The sequence below is a fragment of the Robertmurraya massiliosenegalensis JC6 genome (assembly GCF_000311725.1).
Classification (GTDB): Bacteria; Bacillota; Bacilli; order Bacillales; family Cytobacillaceae; genus Robertmurraya; species Robertmurraya massiliosenegalensis.
This window is the reverse complement of the sequence record NZ_HE978514.1, coordinates 490,478-514,491: the sequence shown is the minus strand read 5'-3', so window position 1 is coordinate 514,491 and position 24,014 is coordinate 490,478. Positions and strand designations below refer to the sequence as shown.

General features: G+C 34.8%; 23 protein-coding genes. 20 read left to right on the top strand and 3 right to left on the bottom strand.

Translation table 11 applies throughout. The annotated features are described in order from the left end of the window. Positions 1 to 49: 49 nt before the first annotated feature. The 10 genes from BMSHG_RS16025 (at position 50) to BMSHG_RS26390 (ending at position 13,952) form a co-directional block, all read left to right on the top strand. Positions 50 to 2,956, top strand: a complete 2,907-nt coding sequence (locus BMSHG_RS16025) for a type I restriction endonuclease subunit R (RefSeq protein WP_019155471.1) — start codon at positions 50 to 52, stop codon at positions 2,954 to 2,956. Between the two features lie 221 nt (positions 2,957 to 3,177). Beyond that, positions 3,178 to 4,593 (top strand): Wadjet anti-phage system protein JetA family protein, encoded by a 1,416-nt coding sequence (locus tag BMSHG_RS16020; RefSeq protein WP_019155470.1) that lies wholly within the window; start codon positions 3,178 to 3,180, stop codon positions 4,591 to 4,593. A gap of 5 nt (positions 4,594 to 4,598) precedes the next feature. Then, complete coding sequence (locus BMSHG_RS16015; RefSeq protein ID WP_019155469.1) at positions 4,599 to 5,222, top strand: DUF4194 domain-containing protein; 624 nt, start codon at positions 4,599 to 4,601, stop codon at positions 5,220 to 5,222. Next, positions 5,194 to 8,400, top strand: coding sequence for an ATP-binding protein (locus tag BMSHG_RS16010; RefSeq protein ID WP_019155468.1), 3,207 nt, complete (start codon positions 5,194 to 5,196; stop codon positions 8,398 to 8,400). Before BMSHG_RS16015 ends, BMSHG_RS16010 begins: the two co-directional genes overlap by 29 nt. After that, a complete protein-coding gene (locus BMSHG_RS16005; RefSeq protein WP_019155467.1) occupies positions 8,397 to 9,572 on the top strand; it encodes a Wadjet anti-phage system protein JetD domain-containing protein in 1,176 nt (391 codons plus the stop codon). Before BMSHG_RS16010 ends, BMSHG_RS16005 begins: the two co-directional genes overlap by 4 nt. Before the next feature lie 284 nt (positions 9,573 to 9,856). Further along, a complete protein-coding gene (locus BMSHG_RS16000; protein WP_019155466.1) occupies positions 9,857 to 10,504 on the top strand; it encodes an AlbA family DNA-binding domain-containing protein in 648 nt (215 codons plus the stop codon). 54 nt (positions 10,505 to 10,558) lie between these two features. Next, the gene (tnpA, locus tag BMSHG_RS28475) at positions 10,559 to 10,891 is read left to right on the top strand and encodes an IS66 family insertion sequence element accessory protein TnpA (protein ID WP_019155465.1); all 333 of its coding nucleotides are present in this window, start codon (positions 10,559 to 10,561) and stop codon (positions 10,889 to 10,891) included. After that, entirely contained in the window at positions 10,881 to 11,237 is a 357-nt protein-coding gene (gene tnpB / locus BMSHG_RS15990; RefSeq protein ID WP_019155464.1) for an IS66 family insertion sequence element accessory protein TnpB, read from the top strand. The genes tnpA and tnpB overlap by 11 nt, the downstream gene beginning before the upstream one ends. 37 nt (positions 11,238 to 11,274) lie before the next feature. Beyond that, positions 11,275 to 12,867 (top strand): IS66 family transposase, encoded by a 1,593-nt coding sequence (gene tnpC / locus BMSHG_RS15985; protein ID WP_034658980.1) that lies wholly within the window; start codon positions 11,275 to 11,277, stop codon positions 12,865 to 12,867. A 41-nt stretch (positions 12,868 to 12,908) separates the two neighbouring features. Next, positions 12,909 to 13,952 carry an ATP-binding protein gene (locus BMSHG_RS26390; protein WP_019155462.1) on the top strand — a complete coding sequence of 348 codons (1,044 nt, stop codon included), beginning with the start codon at positions 12,909 to 12,911 and terminating at the stop codon, positions 13,950 to 13,952. Between the two features lie 311 nt (positions 13,953 to 14,263). Here the strand turns inward: BMSHG_RS26390 and BMSHG_RS27155 are convergent, their stop codons facing one another. Then, on the bottom strand, positions 14,264 to 14,692 hold the full coding sequence (locus tag BMSHG_RS27155) for a helix-turn-helix domain-containing protein (RefSeq protein WP_019155461.1): 429 nt from the start codon (positions 14,690 to 14,692) through the stop codon (positions 14,264 to 14,266). Positions 14,693 to 14,855: 163 nt separating this feature from the next. On the opposite strand from BMSHG_RS27155, the gene BMSHG_RS26380 reads away from it, so the two are divergent. The 8 genes from BMSHG_RS26380 to BMSHG_RS15940 all read left to right on the top strand — a co-directional run bounded on the left by BMSHG_RS26380 (position 14,856) and on the right by BMSHG_RS15940 (position 21,171). Next, entirely contained in the window at positions 14,856 to 15,110 is a 255-nt protein-coding gene (locus BMSHG_RS26380; RefSeq protein WP_019155460.1) for a helix-turn-helix domain-containing protein, read from the top strand. Between the two features lie 71 nt (positions 15,111 to 15,181). Continuing rightward, the gene (locus BMSHG_RS15965; protein WP_019155459.1) at positions 15,182 to 15,436 is read left to right on the top strand and encodes a hypothetical protein; all 255 of its coding nucleotides are present in this window, start codon (positions 15,182 to 15,184) and stop codon (positions 15,434 to 15,436) included. A gap of 89 nt (positions 15,437 to 15,525) precedes the next feature. Next, complete coding sequence (locus BMSHG_RS29130) at positions 15,526 to 16,173, top strand: hypothetical protein (RefSeq protein WP_235776387.1); 648 nt, start codon at positions 15,526 to 15,528, stop codon at positions 16,171 to 16,173. 32 nt (positions 16,174 to 16,205) lie between these two features. Next, a complete protein-coding gene (locus BMSHG_RS26375; protein WP_235776386.1) occupies positions 16,206 to 17,909 on the top strand; it encodes a virulence-associated E family protein in 1,704 nt (567 codons plus the stop codon). Between the two features lie 302 nt (positions 17,910 to 18,211). Next, positions 18,212 to 18,565 carry a hypothetical protein gene (locus tag BMSHG_RS15955; protein WP_019155458.1) on the top strand — a complete coding sequence of 118 codons (354 nt, stop codon included), beginning with the start codon at positions 18,212 to 18,214 and terminating at the stop codon, positions 18,563 to 18,565. A 46-nt stretch (positions 18,566 to 18,611) separates the two neighbouring features. After that, entirely contained in the window at positions 18,612 to 19,040 is a 429-nt protein-coding gene (locus BMSHG_RS15950) for a DUF1492 domain-containing protein (RefSeq protein WP_019155457.1), read from the top strand. Positions 19,041 to 19,264: 224 nt separating this feature from the next. Beyond that, on the top strand, positions 19,265 to 19,618 hold the full coding sequence (locus tag BMSHG_RS15945; protein ID WP_019155456.1) for an HNH endonuclease: 354 nt from the start codon (positions 19,265 to 19,267) through the stop codon (positions 19,616 to 19,618). A 281-nt stretch (positions 19,619 to 19,899) separates the two neighbouring features. Beyond that, positions 19,900 to 21,171 (top strand): IS4 family transposase, encoded by a 1,272-nt coding sequence (locus BMSHG_RS15940; RefSeq protein WP_019155455.1) that lies wholly within the window; start codon positions 19,900 to 19,902, stop codon positions 21,169 to 21,171. A 251-nt stretch (positions 21,172 to 21,422) separates the two neighbouring features. Here BMSHG_RS15940 and BMSHG_RS15935 read toward each other — a convergent pair whose 3' ends face one another. Together BMSHG_RS15935 and BMSHG_RS15925 are read right to left on the bottom strand one after the other, a co-directional pair. After that, complete coding sequence (locus BMSHG_RS15935; RefSeq protein WP_019155454.1) at positions 21,423 to 21,854, bottom strand: cell wall hydrolase; 432 nt, start codon at positions 21,852 to 21,854, stop codon at positions 21,423 to 21,425. 251 nt (positions 21,855 to 22,105) lie between these two features. After that, positions 22,106 to 22,546: an Hsp20/alpha crystallin family protein gene (locus BMSHG_RS15925; RefSeq protein ID WP_019155452.1), complete on the bottom strand. Its 441-nt coding sequence runs from the start codon at positions 22,544 to 22,546 to the stop codon at positions 22,106 to 22,108. A 137-nt stretch (positions 22,547 to 22,683) separates the two neighbouring features. Here BMSHG_RS15925 and BMSHG_RS27150 point away from each other — a divergent pair, with 137 nt between their 5' ends. Then, positions 22,684 to 22,932, top strand: a complete 249-nt coding sequence (locus BMSHG_RS27150; RefSeq protein WP_019155451.1) for a spore germination protein — start codon at positions 22,684 to 22,686, stop codon at positions 22,930 to 22,932. A gap of 21 nt (positions 22,933 to 22,953) precedes the next feature. Next, entirely contained in the window at positions 22,954 to 23,919 is a 966-nt protein-coding gene (locus tag BMSHG_RS26370; protein WP_083879370.1) for a spore germination protein, read from the top strand. The last annotated feature ends 95 nt before the right edge of the window (positions 23,920 to 24,014 follow it).

Genomic DNA, 24,014 nt, shown 5'->3' with positions numbered 1-24,014 from the left:
AGGATTCTTTATGGAATTATTATTATAAATCTATCTCGGAGGTGAAAATATGTTTACTGAGCACGATTTTGAAAAAATGCTAGTGGAAAAAATATGCAAGAATGGTTGGAGATATATTCCTGCTGAAGATCTTCCACGCCAACATTCTGATGTAATGGTTGAGCCTATGGTCCGGGAGGCACTTATTCGGCTCAATCCTGAAATTGCTGAGGATCCAACGCGTGCAGATGAGGTGATCTATAAGCTACGAACGGTCATTCTATCTGTGCAACCACATAACTTGGTTACCCAAAATGAGCTATTCAAAAAGTTAGTTTTTGAAGAAAATTCATATCCATTTGGTAAAGATGGAAGAATGGTCCCAATCCGTTTCTTTGGTACGCTAACAAAAGAAAATATGGCTCTTAATGAATATGTTGTCACCAATCAATGGGTCTTCCCTAAGGAAGATGGCGGGAAGAGATTGGATATTGTATTGCTTATTAACGGGTTTCCAATTGCTATCGGTGAGCTGAAAACACCAACTAGAGGTGCTATCACTTGGATGGACGGTGCAGGGGATATTTCTGCCTATGAGAAAAGTATTCCTCAAATGTTTGTGACAAATGTATTTAATTTTGCCTCCGAAGGAAAGCATTTTCGTTACGGTTCTGTTTGCATGCCAATCAATCTATGGGGACCTTGGCATACAGCTGAAAACAAGGCTGAAGGGACGCTTGCAGATGTTGAGCGCAGTGTTCTATCCATGATAAAACCTGAAATCATCATGGATATCTTCCAATTCTTCACCATATTTGCTACGGACAAGAAATATCGGAAATATAAAATCATTTGTCGCTATCAGCAATTTGAAGGGGCAAATCTTATTGTCGAACGTGTGAAAGCGGGCTATCCGAAAAAGGGTCTTATTTGGCACTTCCAAGGGAGTGGAAAATCACTTCTTATGGTATTTGCGGCACAAAAACTTCGGATGATTCCAGAACTGAAAAATCCTACTGTTGTTATTGTGGATGATCGAATTGACCTTGAAACTCAAATTACTGCTACCTTCAATGCGTCTGATATCCCCAATTTAGCGAGTGCAAGTAGCAAAGAAGATCTAGTTAGCTTTTTCAAAGGGGATATGAGAAAAATCCTCATCACCACTATATTTAAGTTTGGTGAAGTGGATGGTGTACTTAATCAGAGAGATAACATTATTTTAATGGTAGACGAGGCTCACCGAACACAAGAAGGTGACTTGGGAGAAAAAATGCGTATGGCATTACCAAATGCATTTTTCTTCGGCTTAACTGGTACTCCTATTAATCGTATCGACAAGAATACATTCTATACATTTGGAGCAGAAGAAGATAAATCTGGCTATATGAGTCGTTACTCATTTTCTGATTCTATAAGGGATAATGCAACCTTACCATTGCATTTTGAAGCGGTGCCAGTTGATTTACACATTAATCAAGAGGCGGTTGATTTAGCTTTTGATGAATTGACAAAAAACCTGACTGAACAGGAAAAAAGTGAACTCGCTCGTCGTGTTAAGATTGAAGCAGTCATGAAATCGCCAGACAGAATTAAGAAAGTCTGTGAACATATTGCCAAACATTTTAAAGAAAAAATCGAACCTAGCGGATTTAAAGGACAGGTTGTTTGTTACGACCGTGAATGCTGTTTGCTGTATAAGCAAGAGCTTGATAAATTACTAGGTGAAGAAGCAACAACAATTATCATGGATACTAATAATGACAAAGAAGATAAATACAAAGCATTTCGCCGAGATCGTGATGCAGAAGCGAAACTTCTGGATTATTTTCGTGAGAAGGATAGCCCTCTCAAACTGGTGATCGTTACATCGAAATTATTAACAGGGTTTGACGCACCAATTCTTCAAGCGATGTATCTGGACAAACCTATGAAAGATCATACGCTATTACAGGCAATATGTCGTACAAATCGTGTATATGGTCAGGAAAAAACACACGGACTTATTGTTGACTATATCGGAATATTTGACAATGTTGCAAATGCTCTTGATTTTGATGAAAAAAGTGTTCAGAAGGTTATTACAAACATTGATGACGTTAAAAATGAATTACCGAAACTGATGAAAAAGTGTTTGCAATATTTTTATGGAGTTGATCGAACGGTTGAAGGATGGGAGGGGCTGGTTGCGGCGCAAGAATGCCTACCTACAAACAAAGAAAAAGACCAGTTCGGAGCCGATTATCGGGTACTCAATCGGGCATGGGATGCACTTTCCCCAGATCAGTTTTTAGTTCCATTCAAATACGATTATTTATGGCTCACCAAAGTTTATGAATCGGTAAAACCAACAAATGGTTCAGGTGCACTCATTTGGGCCGCTCTTGGTTCAAAAACAATCGAATTGGTACATGAAAATGTAAGTGTATATGAGGTCCATGATGACTTAGACATTTTGCGTCTAGATGCGGATATTATTGATGAATATCTTGAAGGGCGCAAGGATCCAAACAAAGCAGCTAAGAGAATAGAAATTAATCTTGTTGCCAGAATCCAAGAACACGGAAAAGACCCGAAATTCATTAAATTAGGTGAAAGACTCGAAGAATTAAGAGAAAGACATGAGCAAGGCTTAATAACTAGCGTTGAGTTCTTAAAAAGGCTTCTTGAACTTGCGAAGGATGCGGCAGAAGCAGAAAAAGAAACTGTGCCCGAAGAAGAAATTGATAAAGGGAAAGCAGCCCTTACAGAACTATTTAATGGTGTGAAGAATAGGAATACCCCTATTATCGTTGAAAGAATCGTAAATGACATTGATGATATTGTGAAAATTGTACGTTTCCCAGATTGGCAAAGTACAACAACCGGTAAGCAAGAAGTCAAGAAAGCTTTGCGTAGCGTGATATGGGTGAAATACAAGATTAAGGATAAGGAATTGTTCGATAAATCATATAGCTATGTAGAGATGTATTATTAATTTCATTAAAAATCAGAAACAAGTACAAGTTGAAAGAAAAGAAGCTAATAAGCTATTTAAGGAAAATGCAACGAAACGATAAGTTAGAGATAGAAGTCCTAGATTTGGCCAGGTGAATTTCTAGGACTTTTACTTTTATTGTATCCAATTAGGTACTAAAATCAATATTATTAAAACATCAAGTAAGTACTGTATTTTCTCACCAGATAGTTACAAACGAGGTGATTATCATAAATTTATTCAACATAATTTCAGAAGATTTTTTCAAACCATTAACGAGCAAATATAAAACTACCTATATTGATTGTATCAGGCTCATATACAATACATATAAAACTGAATTGTCGTTTGGCGTTGATAAAGAAGTTATCCTTGCAGAGCTTGAAAGTTATTTTGAAGATCAATCAAGTGAAGATATGATATTTGATGATAATGAAGAGATTGCAAAGGACTCCAGGGCAAAGGCAAACGCAATTTTACGTAATTTAAAGGACAGTGGTTGGTTAGAATATGAGGTTTCCAATGACTATAGGGTAAAGATAAATTTGTTTGATTATGCTGCTACTATGATTGAATCTTTCAACAAGATATTAAAGAATGAAGAAATGGAATATCAGAGCCTAGTATCTCAAATACATGCCACCCTTTTGAATAAAGAAGCCTATGTGAAGCCCTATGAATACATTATAAAACGTGTAGTAGAAAATACAGAAGAATTAATAACGGGTCTAAAGAAACTAAACACCAATATTAAGAAATATATTGATGCTATTACAAATGAAAAGACGGCTGGGGAAATTGTACAGGATTTCTTTGTTTACCATAAAGATATCGGATCTAAAGCCTATCATCGTATTAAAACAAGTGATAATATATCACATTTTAGAACGTCAATAATTGAGAATCTTTACAACATATTAAATGATAAAAATATTTTTGAGCGTGCAGTACTGGGCTATATGGAAATAGAGCAAGTAGAAGAAAAAGTAGAAGCAGAAGATTTATTGAGAGGAAAGATACTAAATGTTATCTCGGCCTTTAGAAATTATGATGATATTATTTCCGAAATAGACAACAAAAATGCTAAATACATTGGAAGTGCTGTTGCTAGAGCGAAGTTCCTTTTGACTAATACTAATAATACAGAAGGTAAGATTTCAAAGATACTAGCGTATTTATCTGATGAATTTAATCGTGATGAAACCATAAACCTATATGATGAGGTGGATGACACACTCCTTAATGTGTTTAATATATTCCCACAAGGATTTATCGATAGTGACTCGCTATATGTAGTTCCTATTTCAAGGAAAATGTCTATGCCACAAGAACTTAGCTCTACGCTTGGGATTTCGGAAGATGAGCGAGAACGCCGGAAACTTGCTTTACATGAAAAAAATAAGAATAGATTTTCTAGAAAAAATATTAATACATATATTGAAGAATTATTAAGGGATAAACAAGCTGTCCTGGCTTCTACGCTTCCTTTAGATACTAAGAGAGATTTAATAAGGATAATTTTTATAAATCTCTATGGAAAAGACAAAAAATCTATGTATAAAACAACCCAAACTAATGAGGTTATTACGGTTAATGATTTTCGATTCTCAGATTTTGTGATTGAGAGGTGTGAATAGTAAGAATGGAAATATTAAAAGAAAGTGTCATACAAAAAGAAAAATTTAGAACGACTGCTAATAAACTTCTCAATCATTGCTTTATCCTTAAGAAAAAAGACGATACACGGAATGATTATATTTTTATTGTCCAGAATAGAGAGCTTTTCATAGAATACTTCGATTTACTAGGTTATAGAATTGAAATTAATGAGATGCAAGGCGTTGTTGCCCTTACTAATGTTGCTGGCACTGGGAGGATAAGGCTAAGGAAAATTGAAAGCATTATTTTACTAATCTTGAGGCTATTGTATATCGAAAAACGGAAGGAATTAACTCTGAATGAGGAAGTAATCGTTTTATCAGATGAAATACACGAAAAGTATAATATGCTCAAAATTGAAGCCAAAACAAACATAGATAAAACAGTGTTTAGAGATACAATTAGATTGTTTAAGAGATTTAATATCGTTTCAAATCTTGACAGTGATGTTACGATGTCGGATGCAAGAATAAAGATTTATCCATCCGTGTTATTTGCTGTGCCCAATGATAATTTAACTCTTCTTTACGATGCTATAAATGAAAAACTAAATAAATATATGAATGGAGGTGAGCAGAATGATGATGAAGAAACTATGCAGGATTAGGTTAATTAACTGGCATTACTTTGTTAATGAAACCATTAGTGTCAATGGCTCATTTTTAGTCAGTGGTGAAAATACGGCAGGAAAATCAACAATTTTAGATGCAATTCAATTAGTTTTAACTACGAATACACGTAAGTTCAATACAGCTGCAAATGAGAAAAGCAGTCGTGATTTAAAGGGCTATGTCCGTTGTAAAACAGGAATTGAAGGTAGTAACTATGTCAGAAGTGGCAGCGTAATTACATATGTTGCACTGGAATTCTATGAGGAAAAAACAAGTAAATATTTTACTCTTGGAGTTAAAATAGATTCACCAGATGAAGAAAGTAAACTTACAACAAAATGGTTTAGAGAAGAAAGTAAACTTGAGGAATTATCTTTCTTGACCGGCGGAAGGCCATCTACGACAGAGGAATTTAGAAAAAATGATAAAAAGGTGCAGCTCATTTCACAGATTTCTGAAGCTAAAGCAAGGTTTGGGCAAAGGCTAGGTAATTTGGAGCCTCGATTCTTTGATATGATACCTAAATCCTTAGCATTTAAACCTATGGATAATGTTAAAGATTTTATTAATAAATTCATACTCCCAGAAAAAACAATAGAAGTTGAAACTTTGAGAAATAATATAGCTGCTTTAAAAGAGCTAGAAGATTTGATGGATTCAACTAAGGAAAAGATATCAGAGCTTGAGACGATTTTATCAAAAAATGAAGACATTGTTTCAAAAGATCGAGAGATAAAGACCAATGAAATTTTAATAAAAAAAGCTGAGATTGAAGCAAAAAAGCAAGAATGTGAAGAACTGATACAAAACAATTACGTCTTAGGGCAAAAGCTTATTAATCAGCAGAATATAGAAAAAACTCAAAAAGTAAGTCTTGAAAATGAGAGAGATAGACTTGCTAGTCTACAAGGTGCACTCTCAAACAATGAAACAACACTACTTATTAAAGATATAAAACATAGAATTGAAATACTGAAGAAGGATAAGGAAAAAGAGGTAATAGAAGTTAATAAACTTAAAGCCATGTTAAACAAAGTCGTTGATGCATTGAGCTTATTGCATCAACATGAAGTGTTTATCATGACAAAAGAAGAACTATTAAGTTTAGAGACGGTAAATACAGAAACTGAAAAGAAAGCGGAAATGATCTATAAATTAGAAAAAGAACTTAAAAAATTATTTGAAGAGTATAGCTCTGAACACTATAGAATCAAGGATTTACTTGAAAGATATAAACTTCAAAGGCTTGATTTAGAAAATGAAATTAGAAATCTTAAAAATAAGAAATTAACATACCCACCGAATACAATGAAATTGAAAACAGCGATTGAAAAGGAATTTTTAAATCAGGGAATACGAAGTGAAGTGAGAATCTTCTCAGACTTGCTCGAGATTACAGATAGTAAGTGGCAAAATGCAGTAGAGGGGTACCTTAATAGTCAGAGATTTTACATTATTGTTGAGCCACAACATTATCGAGTGGCGTTAACGGTTTACAATAATATTAAAAAGGAAGTCCATACAGTGGGACTTGTTAATACTGGAAAGCTTGATACTAATGCAGTGGCTGACAAAGATTCACTTGCATATGTTCTAAAAAGTGATAATCGTTATGCAAAAGCATACGCTACCTACTTACTTAATCGTGTTTTCCGTTGTGACTATATAGAAAACCTAAAAAACTATAAAGTTGCAATAACATCTGATTGTATGCTTTATCAAAATTTTGCAGTTCGTAAAATCGCTGAGAGTGTCTATCATACTCCTTATATAGGAGCACACGCATATGAAATTCAGCTTAAAAATAAAGAAGCTGAGCTAGAAATTTTAAAAGAGGATATAAAAAAAGCAGAAAGTAAACTCGTTGATGATAAAGAAATAATAGAAAAAATAAACCTATGTAAAATGGATGTCCTAAAAGAAAACATGGATGCCCCTAAACGTTTGGCAGATAATATTGACTTGATCAACGGGGAGTTATTCGAGCTAAAAAAAGCACAAGCTAATCCAGGGTATATTGAGATACAAATGCAGATTGACGAATGTAAACAAGCGGTAGATAAAAAACAAATTCAATATAATACCCTTTTTGAAACAATTGGTAAGCTTAAAAATACCATAGAATCAAATGAGGAAAATATAGAAAGCAAGGGAAGCCTAATTTCTGCATTAGAAAATAATTTCAATGACCTATGTAATATTGACACAGAAATTACTATACAAGGGATTAATAAGTTTAATGAGCAAGTAAAAATCAAATCTCCAGCAACTATTGTTCATAATTTTTCACCACTTAAAGTTGGATTGGAAAATAAAAAAGAGGAGTATTGTACCGAGCTGATTAAGCTCCAAAGCAGCTACTGTAGTAAATATGACTGTGATCTCGGTACTGGGTATGACCAAATCAATGAATATATTCAGGAACATCATAAGTTGGTAGCATCAGATATTATAAAATACGAAGAGGATTTAAAAAGAGCTAAAGAGAATTGTGAGTTAGAATTCAGGGAATCATTTTTGGCGAGATTGAAAGAAAACATCGAGAATGCAAGATTAGAATTTAAAAACCTCAATTCAGCACTTAAAGATATATATTATGGTGAGGATCGTTATAAATTTGAAATAACCTACAATAAAAAGAAGGAAAGCATTTATCATATGATTACTTCAAAAGATAATAATGAAGGATATACTATATGGTCCAATTCCTTTGAAGAAGAATATAAGGAAGAAATGGAAGATTTATTTGCTAAATTAACTGCATATGACGATAAGGGAGAGAAAGTTCTAGCAGAGTACACGGATTATCGTAGTTATTTAGACTATGATATTGTAATTGAGAAAAAAGATGGAACGGTTCAACGTTTTTCTAAAATCTATGGAGAAAAGAGCGGTGGGGAAACCCAAACCCCATACTATGTTGCAATAGCGGCATCTTTTGTTCAGCTATATAAGCTTGGCGATACGATTAGAATTATCATGTTGGATGAAGCCTTTGACAAGATGGATGACAACCGAATCAGTGCTATGATGGACTTTTTTAACAGTCAAAATTTCCAAATTATATTAGCGACTCCACCTGCAAAGTTAGAAGTAATTGGTGAAAAGGTAGATACTATTTTAATGGCAATGAGAGAAGGGAGTACATCTATAATTGAGGAGTATGACCTATGATAAGCAAGTATGAAAAGGAAATTATTAATAAGTTATTGGATAAGTATGAGAAAAGCAAAAGTTTTGTCGGGGAAAATAAAGTGAATCAAAGATTTAATGTGAAAATTTCTTCGGTATTTCCCAGATACACTGATCACTCAAATTATGAGATATTTCAGGCTGTAAATGAAGCCGTTGATACTTTGGTGAGAGCATCTTTTATCATTGCAAAGGCAAATTCTGCCCATGTGTACAGTAATGTCATTTTGAATGTTGCTAAACTAGAAGATATATATAAATATATTGGTCGAAAACCTAAGAAGGACATCAATAGTTCAGTATTGAATCTAATGGAAATCTACAAAAACAAAAATCAAATACTAAATAAATATTGTGAAACACAATATGAGAGAATCCATTCTAATAAAACGATACAGTTTTTTAATAATGATTTAGAGGAATTAGAGAATATTTTAATAGCCGTTGATGAGTTATTGAAAGTTGACACTGAAACCTTTGCCAGAGATTTTTCAGTAAAAGTTTTTAAAGATTCAAAGGTCTTTGAGCGAATTGCAGGTAAAGTAGTAAATCTTATATACGAATTCGGTGTTTTTCCGGAAAAGGATCGAATTTTAGGTGATCTAAATATTGTAAAAAACCCCACTCATGTAAATTTTAAAGGCCCCGGGAGTATAACTATAAATGACCAGAAGATTGACTTAACAAGCCTGAGTAGCGACATTGCTATCTCATCAAAAATGCTTTCTGATATTGAATGCATTGAAGTGACAGGAAAAGCTGTCATAACCATTGAAAACTTAACCAGCTTTCATACATTCAGCGATAAAGATATGCTTGCTATTTATCTTGGTGGCTACCATAACAGAGTGAGACGAGAAATTATTAAAAAAATACATCAACAAAATTCTCAGATAGCTTTTTATCATTTTGGCGATATTGATGCTGGTGGATTCTATATATTGGAGCATTTAAAGAGGCAAACAGGCGTAGATTTCATACCATTTAAAATGGATATAGAAACCTTAGAAGCACACAAAAAGTATACCAAAAGATTAACAGAAAATGATAAAAAAAGACTTACGAAGCTAGTTGATAGCCAATATCATAAGGTAATTAACTATATGCTTGAAAACAATTGCAAGTTAGAACAAGAAGCTGTAAATGTTGAATGATTTTTTGTTATTGCTAATAAAAATTTATGACCACCTATGACCACCCTAGTGTAGAGACCCATGTATATTTGATGTCCAGAAAAAGAAGAATGAGAAGCGTTGATGATGAATTATTTGACTTTTTTCTAATAACTTTTCCTTATATAAACTTCTTTTATCCACACACTTATTCACATAATGTGCAAATGCAAAGGAGCTATTGTTATTCAAAGCTGTAATACATATAATTTCCTGTATAATATAACATATAATTAATATCCGATATTAGTGCAGGGGGAAAATTAATGGATATCAAGGACGTAATAGCAAGAGGTGAAAATAAAGTAGTTGAGTTTAAAAGTTGGGTAAAGATTCCGAATAAGAAAGAGCTTATGGAAATCTTAACGAACGAGACTGTAGGCTTTTCTAATGCTGAGGGTGGCATAATTCTAGTAGGTGTGGAAGATAACGGTGAAATAACTGGCTGCCAAGATTATGATGAACAGAGCATCATAGAGAGTATATATGACCGTACAGTGCCAAAAGTTTTTACAGATATAGAGAACATTACTATTGATGGAAAAGAAATATTAAAAATTATAGTTCCTAAAGCCCCTGAAACTGTAGCGACATCTCGAGGAACAGTGTATAAGCGATTAGGAAAAAATACAAAACCTTTTTATCCTGGAGAGTATCAATCCAATATAATTCAGGGGTTTAAAGGAGATTTCTCTGCTAAGATTTTAAAAGATACTTCTGAATTTGATATAGATTTTCATGAAGTAGAAAGTTTAAAATTGAAAATAAAATCTCGAGATAAAGATTCAACTCTGTATCAAGAGGATGATTTATCTTTTTTAAGGGATTTAAGGCTAATTGAAGATAATAGCGACGGTGTGAGGTTAACTATTGCAGGATTGCTATGTAAGCGCCAAATAACCCACACCTTCTAATAATTTCCTGGTTTTGTGATAATCACAGTACACGATTTGTTAGGAGGTTTTTTAGTGTCAAAAGATGAACGAAAACAAATGTGGCGACAACGCATTGAAGCCTACAAAATTAGTGGTGAGCCAAGTGTGAAAACTTGGTGTAACCAAAATCAAATAGGTTTACAAAGTATGTACAAATGGATGAGGAAATTGGAGCTGGAAGCAACTGACGTTGCGCCTCCTTCAACACAATGGGTTTCCGTCGAGCCCTCCAATTCCATCATTTTCGAAGGACTTACATCACATCTGACTGTAAAAATCGGGGATGCTTCCATCGAAATTAATGAAGGTTTCAATCCGACACTTTTTACTGAAGTGTTTCAAATTCTTCAAAACCATGTTAAGTAAGACTCCTATTGATCGCGTTTACTTAGCTACAGGTTCAACGGACCTTCGTAAATCGATTGATGGATTGGCAGCAATTGTTCAAATGAGTTTTCAATTAGATCCATTCTCTTCAAACTTATTTGTGTTTTGTAATCGCAATCGTGATAAGTTAAAAATTCTACATTGGGATCATAATGGGTTTTGGCTTTATTATCGTCGCCTCGAAAAAGGAATTTTTCAATGGCCTGACGAACAAACATCCTCGCCCTTATGCATAAGTCCTCGTCAGTTAAACTGGCTCCTTGATGGGCTACCTTTAGAACAAAGACAAGCACATCAAAAAGTTTCTGCACAAATCATCATTTGAAAAAGGAATTTGGCACCTCTTGTCGAATTCCTTAAACATGGAAAAAAGCGCACTTAACTCATCTACAATTGAAGAACTAACAGCGAGGAATGCGGAACTGGAAAAACAAAACGAAGTCTTACAGGCTAAAATCAATTGGTTGGAAGAACAATTCCGACTGAGCCAACAACACAAATTCGGGACTTCAAGTGAAAAAACAAATCCGGATCAACTCAAACTCTCTCTCTTTAATGAAGCGGAAATAACAGCGGATTTAAAAGTAGAAGAACCTACACTTGAAACAATTTCTTACAATAGAAAGAAGTATGTAGGTCAGCGAGATACAAAGCTTGAAAATCTGCCTACGGAGACTATCCACTATCGTTTATCCGAAGAAGAGCAGGTTTGTTTGTGCTGCGGTGGAAATGTTCATGAAATAAGTAGCGAAACTCGTCGAGAAATAAAAGTAATCCCTGCACAAGTAACAGTGGTAGAGCATGTTCAACATATCTATGGCTGTCGACAGTGTGAACGGGAAGCGATTGAAACACCAATTGTGAAAGCTAAAATGCCAGCACCTGTCTATCCAAAAAGTTTGGCATCCGCTTCTTCAATGGCCTATATTATGAATCAAAAATATGTGGAAGGCATGCCCCTTTACCGACAAGAAAAACAGTTGGAGCGTCTAGGCGTGTATTTATCACGTCAAACCCTAGCCAACTGGATGATCTATGGTGCAACAAAGTGGCTTTCCACTTTATACAATCGTATGCATGAGCTGTTAATCCTGAATGATCGCCTTCATGCGGACGAAACCACGCTTCAAGTCCTAGCAGAACCTGGACGTAAGGCGGATTCTAAGTCCTATATGTGGATGTATCGATCAGGCCGCGATGTTCCGCCAATCATCCTATATGATTATCAATCTACTCGTCATAGTAAACATCCGAAAGCCTTTTTACGAGGGTTTAAAGGATACCTTCATGTCGATGGATATGCGGGATATAATGACATAAAGGACGTTCGGTTGGTGGGCTGTTGGGCGCATTCGCGGAGAAAATTCGATGAGGCTCTCAAATCATTACCAGTCAATATCGATAAAAAAGAAACAACCGCTGCAGAGGGTCTTCAATTCTGTAATCAATTATTTAGAATTGAAAAACAGGTCAATGAAAAATTTGAAAATTGTACCCCTGAACAGCGTAAAGAATACCGTCTTGAGCACAGTAAACCCGTGTTAGACGCTTTTTTGACATGGCTTAAAACAAAGCGCCCGCAAGTTCCCCCAAAAAGTAAATTGGGAGAAGCGATTACCTATACAATCAATCAATGGTCCAAACTCGTTGTATTCCTTGAAGATGGACGACTTGAATTGGATAATAATCGAGGAGAGCGTTCAATAAAACCTTTCGTAATGGGCCGCAAGGCATGGTTATTTGCCCAATCAATGAAAGGTGCAACATCTAGCGCCATCATCTACAGCATTGTCGAAACCGCTAAGGAGAATCAATTAAATCCACTAAACTACCTAACGTATCTATTCGAACAATTACCATTAATAGATATAAATGATGTAGAAGCAATTGATCAACTCCTACCATGGGCGCAGACAATTCCTACAGACTGTCGCATCCCGAATAAATCTAAATAAAGCATACTACAAGCGCCCACGTAAAAATACGTGGGCGCTATTTGACGCTTACATTGCTATTTGTTGGTAAAAAGGAATCGATAGTGAGGCATCTACCACAAGCTGAGATAATATTACTTACATATAATAATGATGGCCAAACCGAATATAACAAGCGGTTAGAGCTAAAAGTTCCATTAATTTCAGCAGTTGACAGAATACAGCAAATATTTGAAGATAGAAATTCAATACAGAATATTCAAATGGGACTGTTTAAATTAGAAGTATATGATTATCCCACAAATGTATTTCAAGAAGCTTTGTTAAATGCCATTGCACACAGGGATTACGAGAGTACATCGTCAATAATTATTAAGTATTATCCAAGTGAAATAATAATTGAAAATCCTGGTTCGTTTCCACTAGGAATTGACAGTAATAATATTATAACTCATCCATCTGCACCTAGAAATAAATTAATTGCCGAAACGCTTCAAAGATTAAAATATGTTCAAAGATCTGGACAAGGCGTAGATATTATATTTAAGGATATGCTGTCATTGGGAAAATCCGCTCCAGAATATAAACTTTATACAGAAGCCGTTAGTTTGACTTTAAGAAGCAGTTTAGAGGATATAGAATTTCTAAGATTTATTAATAAAGAAACAGAAGAAAATGGTGATTTTTCCGTTTCTGAAATTTGTATACTTAAGTATGTAAAAATGAATAAAATAATTAGTTTAAGTAAAGCTGCTGAGGTAGCTCAAATAACAACACAGTCTGCCACCAACGTACTAAATGTCCTTTGTAAAAAGAAAAATATTCTTCAAAGGGAAAATAGAAATAGGTATATGTTTACACACAGGGTTTATGAATCATTCGATGATAACATTGAATATACTAAAGATAAAGATTTTGATGAAATTCAAGCTAAGACAATGATTATTGATTATTTGTCTAAGAATACATTTATGACTAGGGCGGATGTTGAGAGGCTATGTGGCTTTTCTTCTACAAGTAGTAAACGTATTTTAAAAAAATTAAGGGAAGACGGGACGTTAATTTTAGAAGGGAAATCTAGATCCAGTATATATAAGTTAAAATAAAGATAAGAACATCTTATTCATAGACGTGTGACCGGTCCGAAAGAAGATTTTTATATCCAATTAGTGGACCGAAAAGCGGACTGTAAATTCGGTATTTGGTCCGAAAGTGGACCGCAAAATCGGTATTTGGTCCGAAAAGTGATCTGAAAAGTTGATATTTGGGCCAAAAAGCGGACCATAAAGTCAATGAGTGGACCGCAAAATTGACGTGTGGCCCGAAAGTGGACCAAAATATTAATTTATGAATCGCAAATCATATCTAGAAAAAAGCATCAGCACATTAGTATGAAATGATGCTTTTTTTCGTTTTGTTACTTATCGATTTTCCTAGAGTTTTGCATTAAATCGTATATTTTAAAGTTAAGGAATGATTTCAAATTATTACTAAGGTCTTCTACATCTGATTCAGATATTTCAAAAGTCCCTTCTTTTCCTACTAAGACAACATAGCCATTTTCTTCGTCATAAACTATTTCATAGCCTAATAAACGTAGTTGCATTTCTAGAAAATAATCAAAGCTTTGTTTGGCTTCTGCAGTTTCTTCCCAATCCATTAAGAAGGAAGGAGTAACTCTTAAGGCGTCAGATAAAGCTTTAATTTTGTCTTTTCTAATGTTTTTAATTTCTCCACTTTCATATCTCTGTATCGTAGGTGCACTTACTCCCACCGCTTTAGCAACATCTTCAAGTGTTAAACCCAGTTCCAGTCTCCTGTTTCTAACTTTATCTTTAAACTCCATTTTTTCACCTTCTTATAAGATTGATTTAAATATACTAGAAATTTTGCGTATATGCAATTAGATCGTCTGTTTTGACATAAAATATTGCGTTTAAGTATTGACAGCTACAAAAAGACATATTAGGATAAAATTACGTAAACGCAAAAAAAGGAGGTGAAAAGGAATGTTTGATAAGAAAAAATTCAAGGCACAAGTGATTATGTCAGGAAAAACTATGCAACAAGTAGCTGATTTGTTAGAGATCAATCAAGCTACTCTATATCGTAAAGTCAATGGGAGTAGTGATTTTTACAGAGGAGAAATACAATTGCTTTGTGACTATTTAAATATAGAGGATCCTAGTGAAATTTTTTTTACTCCAAAAATTACGCAAACGCAAAACAGGTGGCTAGTTTTAAACGAAAACGTAATTTACTGAACGAATTGGAAATGTCAATTTACTGCGAAAATGAAAGAGCTAATACACTAAAAAATACTGGAGGATTTGAAATGAATGAAACATTAATATCACTAACCGAGAAATATGGGACAGAAGTTATTATCGCAAGAATTCTAGAGCAATTGAAATTGCTAGCACATAGTGAAGATAAAGAGGTAGTACAAGCTGTGAAAGAGCTTATCACAAGTGCTGGTTGTGATACAGAGTATATCTATACACTTTGTGAGTATACGAATTTAGCAACTTTTGTTTCAGATAATATTCAGGTTACCGATTCATCTTGGAAGAACAAAAACGTTATTTAACAAAACTGAGGATGGGACTAACAAAATGGGTTTCATACTGTTTTTCCCTACGGTTAGTCCAATCTTAACTACTAAAAAAGGAGGACGTCATGAACTTCATCATTTCAACGGGCAATAGCCGTAAAGATAAGTTTTGGAAACAAAAGCTAGTGTCATGGGAAGAGTTTACAGAAAAACTTTCCCGAACTATCGTTACGAATGAGACACAGGCAGAGTACCGCAAGATGAAAAAGTACCAACAGGATAATGTGAAAGACGTCGGGGGTTTTGTTGCTGGAGAGATTAAAGATGGTAGGCGTAGAAAAGAAAATGTCTTGTCTCGCTCTATGCTCACATTGGATATGGATTACGCAGATCATACGGAGTCGATAGCCACCAATATTGAAATGCTCTATGACTATGCATGCTGTATTTATTCTACTCATAAGCATTGTCCAGAAAAACCTAAACTCAGGCTTATCATCCCATTGTCACGAACTGTTTCACCAGATGAGTACCAAGCCCTTAGCAGAATGATTGCAAAGGAAATAGGTATGGAACTGTTTGATGATACTACCTATGAACCGAATCGCCTTATGTATTGGCCGAGCACTTCATCAGATGGGGAGTACTTTTTTAAAAAGATTGATGGTTCGTTTCTAGACCCAAACCCTATTTTACAACTTTATAAGGATTGGAAGGATACTTCTACTTGGCCTGTTTCTTCAAGACAAACGACGATTATTGAAAAGAAATAAAAAAACAAGAAGATCCAATATCTAAGAGTGGAATGGTTGGAGCTTTTTGTAGGAGTTACAGTATTACAGAGTCAATTGAAACCTTTCTATCAGACGTTTATGCACCAAGTGTAATGGAGGGGCGATTTGATTATATACCAGCAGATTCGTCAGCGGGTGTCATGATCTATGATGATAAATATGCTTATTCACATCATGCGACAGACCCTGCTTGTGGGAAATTGCTAAACGCTTTCGACTTGGTGCGAATCCATAAGTTTTCTGAGCTAGATGAAATGACAAAAGAAGGGGCGCCGCCTATCAGTCTTCCTTCCTATAAAGCAATGTTGCAAATTTGTTCAGAAGATGAGCAAGTACGAAAGCAACTAGCATTTGAACGGATAGAACAGGCAAAGGAAGAGTTTGATGATGAAAATTGGGAGTTAAAGCTTGATGTTAATAAGAATGGTAGTGTCAAAGATACACTGAGTAATATAACGGAAATCCTTCGTCATGATGAGCTTTTTACACCAATTGCTTATAATCAGTTGTCTCATCGATTGGATATTAACGGTGAACCACCTTGGAAACAGGTAAAGCCTGGCTGGAATGACGCAGATTTATCGAATGCGAAGGTGCTGTTGGATAAGAAGTATGGGATCTATTCACCATCAAAGTTTAAGGATGCCCTTTTAACAACTGCATCTGAAAGAGCTTTTCATCCAATAAAGGACTATTTTAATGGACTACCTGTTTGGGACGGAATTAAAAGAATTGATCGTTTGCTGATCGACTATTTTGGTTCTGAAGAGAACAGCTATACAAAGGAGGTCATGCGAAAAACGTTATGTGCAGCAGTAGCAAGAGTCTACGAACCGGGTATCAAGTACGACAATGTGTTAATTCTTATCGGTGACCAAGGATTAGGCAAATCGACCTTCTTCTCCAAACTTGCGATGGATTGGTTTTCAGATAGTTTGACTTTGTCGGATATGAGGGACAAGGCTTCGGCTGAAAAATTACAAGGCTATTGGATTTTAGAACTTGGCGAACTTGCGGGACTTCGAAAGGTCGATTTGGAATTGGTAAAGGCATTTATCACGAGGTTGGATGATAAGTTTAGACATAGCTATGGTGTTTATGTGGAAAGTCACCCAAGGCAGTGCATCATTGTGGGGACGACGAATTCAGAAAAAGGTATTTTAAGAGATGTGACTGGAAATAGGAGATATTGGCCTGTTCACGTTGGGAAAGGAAAAAAGAATATATGGGCAGATTTGAACCAGTCAGAGGTGAATCAGATATGGGCCGAGGCGATTGTTTATTATAAGCAGGGCGAGGAACTGATGCTAAAAGGAGAATCAGCAGAGTTAGCCTATCGATATCAGCAGGAAGCAATGGAAGAAGACGATCGAGAGGGTCTTGTGAAAGAGTATCTAGAAACCTTATTGCCAGAAAACTGGGATGCCATGAAGTTATTTGAAAGACGTAATTACTTGGCTGGGGAAACAGCTTTTGATTCTGAACTACCGGTAGGAACCAAGAAAAGGACAAAAGTATGTTTTCAAGAGATATGGTGTGAATGTTTTGGCAAAGATAAATCGGATTTAAAGCGTAGCGTTTCATTTGAACTCCAAGGGATTTTAGTGAAACTTGGTGGTTGGAAACGATACGATGGAAACAAATCAGGCAAGATGAAGCATCCTATTTATGGTGTGCAGATCACGTATGTGAGAGAAGACCACAAAGAAACTTAGGCAACCAGAAGTCAACTTTTCTAATTCTTAGGCAACCTAGAACGGTTAATCAAGGTTTCCTAAAAAAACTAAGGGCAACCGTAAAGGAAACCACTAAAAACCCCCTATTTACAGGGTTTATAAAGATTGAGTTTCCTAAAGTCTTATCTTTTATAAAGAATAGTAAATGATATTTAGAGTATAAGTACTAGCTTAGTAGTATAGGAGAATCTCCTGTAGAGATAGTTTGCCCCTTTTTAAACGGACTTAGGCAACTGGCAGAAATGGAAAGAATCATATTTAAAATGAAAGGAGCTGCTGAAATGGTAGAACAATTCGAAACGATAAAACAATCCATCATTGCAAAAGTTTTAAACGAAGATCATGTCAGCTTTATTGAAGTGGAGAGGATTTTTGAAGAGCACTGTTTTGCGTATCAAGGAGATAAGGTGATTCATCATAGCAAGTATCCACATGTTCTGTTTTGGGGTGGTTGGAATAAACAAGCTATCGATATTCTAGCAATTATTCTGGAAGAAAATAAGATATGCCTCCAACCATCTAACTATTTAAACTATTTGATAGATGGTGATATGCCAGAGATTCCTGTAGCAAATATTGCGAAGGATTATAAAACCGATCATTGGATGCCCATGCTTTTAAAATCAGAGAGTTAAGAAAATGAAATGAAAGAACAAAAAATAACTAGAAAGGATGACATTAATGAATTCAAAGGCTTATTTGTCAAAAGCTATTTGGTTAGATCAGATGATTGAGAACAAACTGGAGCAGCTACAATCTTTAAAGAGCTTGTCCATGAAAGTAACCACCAACTTTACGATGGATAATGTGGGTGGTGGGGGCATTGAGAAAAGTAGAATGGAAAGTACGATTATTAAAGTGTTGGAATTAGAAGATGAAATCAAAGATGATATTGAATGCATGGTTGAAATAAAGATAGACATTATGAAAATGATTAAAAAAATAAGTAGATTAAATGATCAGTTTTTACTGGAGTTGAGGTACCTTTCGGGGAAAAGCTGGGAAGATGTTGCGGCAACTATGGGATATGATAAAAGGACAGTAATAAGAATTCATGGAAAAGCAATTAAAGAAATGGATAATCTTAAAGAGGCCACTAAATGTCATTGAATGCCACTCTAAAAGTATAGTAGTATTAAGTTGCAAAGGTATAGAAGTTTCAAGAATACCATATGTTGTAGCATATGCCTAAGTTATATCGAGTCGATCTTAGGAAACGCAACATTCTTGATAACCCAGCTCCTATTAATCATAGGGGCTTTTTCTATGCATTTTTTCTATTGAGTGCCCTTTGTTATTTACATAATGATGACGGTTAAACGGAGTTGAGAGCCATGCCAATGAAACCAAAGAAGCCATGCAAACACAACGGTTGTCCTTTGTTAACGGACGACAAGTACTGTGAGTTTCATGCAAAGCTTCATGTAGATGATAGAGCGAACGCAACTGAGCGTGGTTACGATAACCGCTGGAGGAAGGCGAGCAAGCGTTTCTTAAACGCCCACCCTCTTTGTAAACACTGTGAGCAGAAAGGGAAGCTGACTCAAGCAACGGTTGTTGACCACATCAAACCACACCGAGGAGACCAGAGACTGTTCTGGGATGAAAAGAACTGGCAGTCTTTGTGTAAGAGATGTCATGACCGTAAGACAAGAACAGAAGATCAGTATCCAATCTACACTTTTTAATGGACGGGTAGGGGAGGTCAAATCTCTACAACCTTTTATATGGCGACCGCGCGCCCCCTTCACGTGAATTTTCGCGGAATTAAATAAGGGGGGTATCACTAGATGGAAGGTAGAAGTGGAAAACCAATGTCATCAACCTAAGATTACAAAATATGTAAATGAATAAAATTGTTATAAAAATGTGCTAAAATCCATTGAAATACACTTGACTTTTCAAAATCACCACAAAAATCGATTTGGATACCATTTTTTGGTATATCAACGATGAAGTGGTGATTTTTTTGAGAAAAAGTATGTTTTTAGAAGCTGTAGAGGTGACTCGGAATGTTCTGCATGACTTTATTTTTATGTGTGAATCACGTTCTAAAGAAACCTATTTTACTCGGGAAGGAAGAAACAAATTTACTTTTGTTAGTACCATTCTTTTTATGCTTAATTTTGTGAAAAAAAGCTTTCAGATTGAGCTAGATGATTATTTTAAGCTTATTGGAAAAGAGACAGAAAGTGTGAGTAAACAGGCATTTTGTGAGGCTAGAAAGAAGATTAAACCAGAAGCTTTTATTAAATTATTTGATACCATTGTGGATTGGTACTACAAGGAAAATCCTTGGAAAACATTTATGGGATTTCGTTTATTTGCGGTCGACGCTTCTATTCTGGAAATAAATAATTCGATAAGATTAAGGGATGCCTTTGACGTTTCGAAAGGCAGTTCATTAGAACTTGCACGTGCAATGGCATCCTGTATCTATGATATCGAAAATAATCTAATTGTAAAAGCATTAATTACAAAATGTACAGAAGGAGAGCGTTCCGTAGCTAGCAAGCTTATTAACAGCTTTAAAGCGCAGCTCTCAAGCAACGACCTTTTCCTATTTGATCGAGGATATCCATCGTTGAATTTTTTCTCTTTTCTAATAGAATCAAAGGTCAAATTCATTATTAGAACACAGGTCAGTTATTATAAATCTAGCATTAAAGCATCGGTGCCTGATCAAATGATTGAGCTAAAAAAAAGCGGGAAGTTAATGCGCTTAAGGGCTATACGATTTATACTGCCATCTGGGGAAGAAGAGTTGCTCATCACGAATATAGAAGACGAAAAATTCGGGATACAGGATTTTAAAATACTCTATTTTAAGCGTTGGGGAATTGAAACAAAATATGATGAATTAAAAAATAAACTTCAACTTCAAAAGTTTACTGGCGATACCCCTCTTTCAGTGGAACAGGATTTTTATGCAACGATGTTTCTGGCGAACATGGCTTCTTTCGTTAAACGAGAGGCTGATGAAATGATTGCCATAGAACAAGAAGGCAAGGATTTAACGTATGAATACAAAACGAATACCAATGTTTTAATCGGCAAGCTAAAGACTAATCTAATACGACTCATTTTAGAAAAAAGTCCAAGGCGACGTAAAAGGATATATAAGCAAATACTTGATGAAATAACGAGGAGTCGAACCCCTATAAGGCCGGGTAGAAGTTTTATACGTAACAAAAGATTACGAGCGAATAGAAACGGGTTAGTTCAGAAGTCTGCTATTTAACACTGTAAAAAATGAATAGGATGCTTAGGGGGATGTAAAAAAATGTAAGTGCATCGCCCGGGCATCCTATTGTCTTTTTTTGGTTGGTATTGTCTGAAGATTGGACAACATTTAATTATTTATATTAAGTAGTTATCCAAAATCTATAATTGGAAAATTACTGGAAACTTGTTTTGGTGACATTGGGGGCTACCCCCATACATAACTTGTTCATTTGTAAGTGTAAATTTATTTAAAGATTATATATTAACCTAGTATGTTCGATAAACATCGGGGCAGGATGATTCTGTAGGAGAGTAAAAACAGTGTGATTTATAGCGCCCAGCATTCCATTGATTATACCATTGTGCAGGGCAACTACCTTCTGGTTTAAAGAACCATAATGAGTATGTCGCTGGATGAAATCGTTCTCCTTTAATTAGTCTCCTTGCTAACCTAATTTCTGTTTCTCTAGCTGCTTGGTAAAAATATCCTCTTATAGTTGCTTCAAATCCTCCAGGTCGTTGAAAAACCATTCTTCTAATTGAGTTAATATCTTCAAAGTCAAGGCATCTAGAGCGCACTCGGTTTACAGCTACATTTCCAACCATTAACATACCTAACTTTCCTTCTCCTTCAGCTTCTGCACGAATTAAACGTGCTAATAGTTTAACGTCTTCTTCAGTAGCTTTTATGACTGCCAAGGTGAATTTCCCTCCCTTTTATAAACATAAAAGCATTACTCCAATTTATGAAGTAATGCAAATGTAATACATTATTGTATGAGAAAAGATTTCTTAATATCATTGTTTAACTGCTTTAATATAAATTTTTTCTTATGAGAGGGTAAATGTACAGTTAAAATAAGTAAATCAACTAAATCTGGTTGTTCATTAGCTATTTCTTGCAAGTAATCTTTGCCGAACTCTTTCATAACAGGTAATAGTTTACTCATTTAGTGAAAGTCTACATCAATTTTCTTTTTGTTATCATTTGTTTTCTTTGGCATTCTGACTTCAAGAACACCGTTCTTATAGGTTGCTTTTACTCCCTCATTAGATACAGGGCTTGGCAAGGATACAGTCCTATGAAAGCTACCTGTATAGCGTTCTTTTCTATACATACTTTCTTCTTTAATCTCATTTGTTTTATTGATGGTACCGTTGATGCTTAACATATTATTTTCAATATCAATATTTACATCTTCCTTTTTCTCAAGACCTGGAATATCACATGAAGCAATTACTTCATTTTCAGTTTCATGCACATCAACTCTGATATTACCAAAATTATAGTTTTCCATCCCAAGATCTAGAGGGAAGTCAGAGAAAAAACGGTCAAAATTTCTTCTCATATTTGCTAGTTGTCTAAATGGATCATACGGTGTTAATGACATACAAATCACTCCTTGTTTTTTTATCACATGTATTTTCTTCTTAGAATTAAAAAATATACAAGGAAAGTTATGTGTATAAGAAATTTTATATTGTGAAAAATATTAAAGGTTAAATTTGGAGTATAAGGGAGATTTATGTGAATTTTTTTAAAAAACAGGCTAAGCAAATTGATGTTGAAAGTATTAAAAAACAATTATCTAACTCTCCTGATTTAGTTAATAGAACCGTAACAGTCGGAAATAAAACAATTGAATTGTACTTTTTAAAGATTCTTGTTAACCGTATATCAATAGAAAAAAATATTATTTCTTTCTTAAATAATTCTACATCTGAAGAAATTAATCTAAATTACTTGTTTGAACATTTACCAATTACCGAAGTTTAAGAACTAGTTGAAACAAATGATATTTCAAAGTATATATTGGATGGTTTCACTTTTATTTATTTACCTTTTGAAAAAAAAGGACTATTCGCTGGTGTTGGTGATCCTGTTGAAAGGTCACTTGGAAAAGCGGAAACTGAATCTCTTGTTTATGGTCCTAAAATATCTTTTACGGAATCATTATCCACAAATATTAAAGTATTAAGACATAATATTTCTAATCCTAATTTAGTAAGTGATGAAATAGAACTAGGTGAACGTGTAAAGCAGAAAGTAAGAATTGTTTATTTAAATGACATTGTTGACCCTGAGCTTGTTACCTCGATTAAGGATAGGCTAAATAATATAGATAGAGACGATATAATGGATAGTTCAGTTTTGGCACAGTTTTTAGATGATAATCCTTACTCATTTTTTCCTCAGTATTTAATGTCTGAATTACCTGATAGAGTAATCTATTCCATAAATAATGGGAAAGTTGCTATTTTTGTTGATCGAAGTCCAACTGCAGTTATTTGTCCATCAACATTCTTTAGCTTTTTTGAAACTACCGAAGACGTTTATTTAAGGTGGATATTAAGTTCAGTTCTTCGATGGCTACGTATGATTTCTATGGTGCTATCTATATTATTTACTGCAATTTATGTGGCTGCCGTTAAGTTTCATTATGAGGTAATTCCATCAAAGTTACTAGTTAAATTTTGTCAGTCAAGGGAACAAATTCCTTTCCCGCCTATTTTAGAAGCCTTATTATTGGAAATTATGATTGATTTATTAAGAGAAGCTGGTGCGCGTCTTCCATCTAAAGTTGCGCAATCGATGGGGATTGTTGGTGGTATTGTTTTAGGACAAGCTATGGTAGAAGCAGGGCTTACAAGTAATATTTTAATTATTGTTGTAGCATTAAGTGCATTAAGCGGAAGTTTTGTAGTAACGATTGCTACGTTAGAAACAGGTTCTTTAAAGAAGAAGATGCAGCTGAGATTTTAGGGAAAATCATGAAGAGAAAACAGGTGGATTATGTACCTAAAAGGTTAGAAGATTTACTGCTTTCATATATAAAGAATGAATGAGTCCTATGGGTT

Bases quoted from the DNA above. Each gene is read 5' to 3' on its own strand.
- BMSHG_RS16025 (WP_019155471.1), top strand. From the start codon at position 50: ATGTTTACTGAGCACGATTTTGAAAAAATGCTAGTGGAAAAAATATGC.
- BMSHG_RS16015 (WP_019155469.1), top strand. From the start codon at position 4,599: ATGGAAATATTAAAAGAAAGTGTCATACAAAAAGAAAAATTTAGAACG.
- BMSHG_RS16010 (WP_019155468.1), top strand. From the start codon at position 5,194: ATGATGATGAAGAAACTATGCAGGATTAGGTTAATTAACTGGCATTAC.
- BMSHG_RS16005 (WP_019155467.1), top strand. From the start codon at position 8,397: ATGATAAGCAAGTATGAAAAGGAAATTATTAATAAGTTATTGGATAAG.
- BMSHG_RS16000 (WP_019155466.1), top strand. From the start codon at position 9,857: ATGGATATCAAGGACGTAATAGCAAGAGGTGAAAATAAAGTAGTTGAG.
- tnpB (WP_019155464.1), top strand. From the start codon at position 10,881: ATGTTAAGTAAGACTCCTATTGATCGCGTTTACTTAGCTACAGGTTCA.
- tnpC (WP_034658980.1), top strand. From the start codon at position 11,275: ATGGAAAAAAGCGCACTTAACTCATCTACAATTGAAGAACTAACAGCG.
- BMSHG_RS27155 (WP_019155461.1), bottom strand. From the start codon at position 14,692: ATGGAGTTTAAAGATAAAGTTAGAAACAGGAGACTGGAACTGGGTTTA.
- BMSHG_RS26380 (WP_019155460.1), top strand. From the start codon at position 14,856: ATGTTTGATAAGAAAAAATTCAAGGCACAAGTGATTATGTCAGGAAAA.
- BMSHG_RS15965 (WP_019155459.1), top strand. From the start codon at position 15,182: ATGAATGAAACATTAATATCACTAACCGAGAAATATGGGACAGAAGTT.
- BMSHG_RS29130 (WP_235776387.1), top strand. From the start codon at position 15,526: ATGAACTTCATCATTTCAACGGGCAATAGCCGTAAAGATAAGTTTTGG.
- BMSHG_RS26375 (WP_235776386.1), top strand. From the start codon at position 16,206: ATGGTTGGAGCTTTTTGTAGGAGTTACAGTATTACAGAGTCAATTGAA.
- BMSHG_RS15955 (WP_019155458.1), top strand. From the start codon at position 18,212: ATGGTAGAACAATTCGAAACGATAAAACAATCCATCATTGCAAAAGTT.
- BMSHG_RS15950 (WP_019155457.1), top strand. From the start codon at position 18,612: ATGAATTCAAAGGCTTATTTGTCAAAAGCTATTTGGTTAGATCAGATG.
- BMSHG_RS15945 (WP_019155456.1), top strand. From the start codon at position 19,265: ATGCCAATGAAACCAAAGAAGCCATGCAAACACAACGGTTGTCCTTTG.
- BMSHG_RS15925 (WP_019155452.1), bottom strand. From the start codon at position 22,546: ATGTCATTAACACCGTATGATCCATTTAGACAACTAGCAAATATGAGA.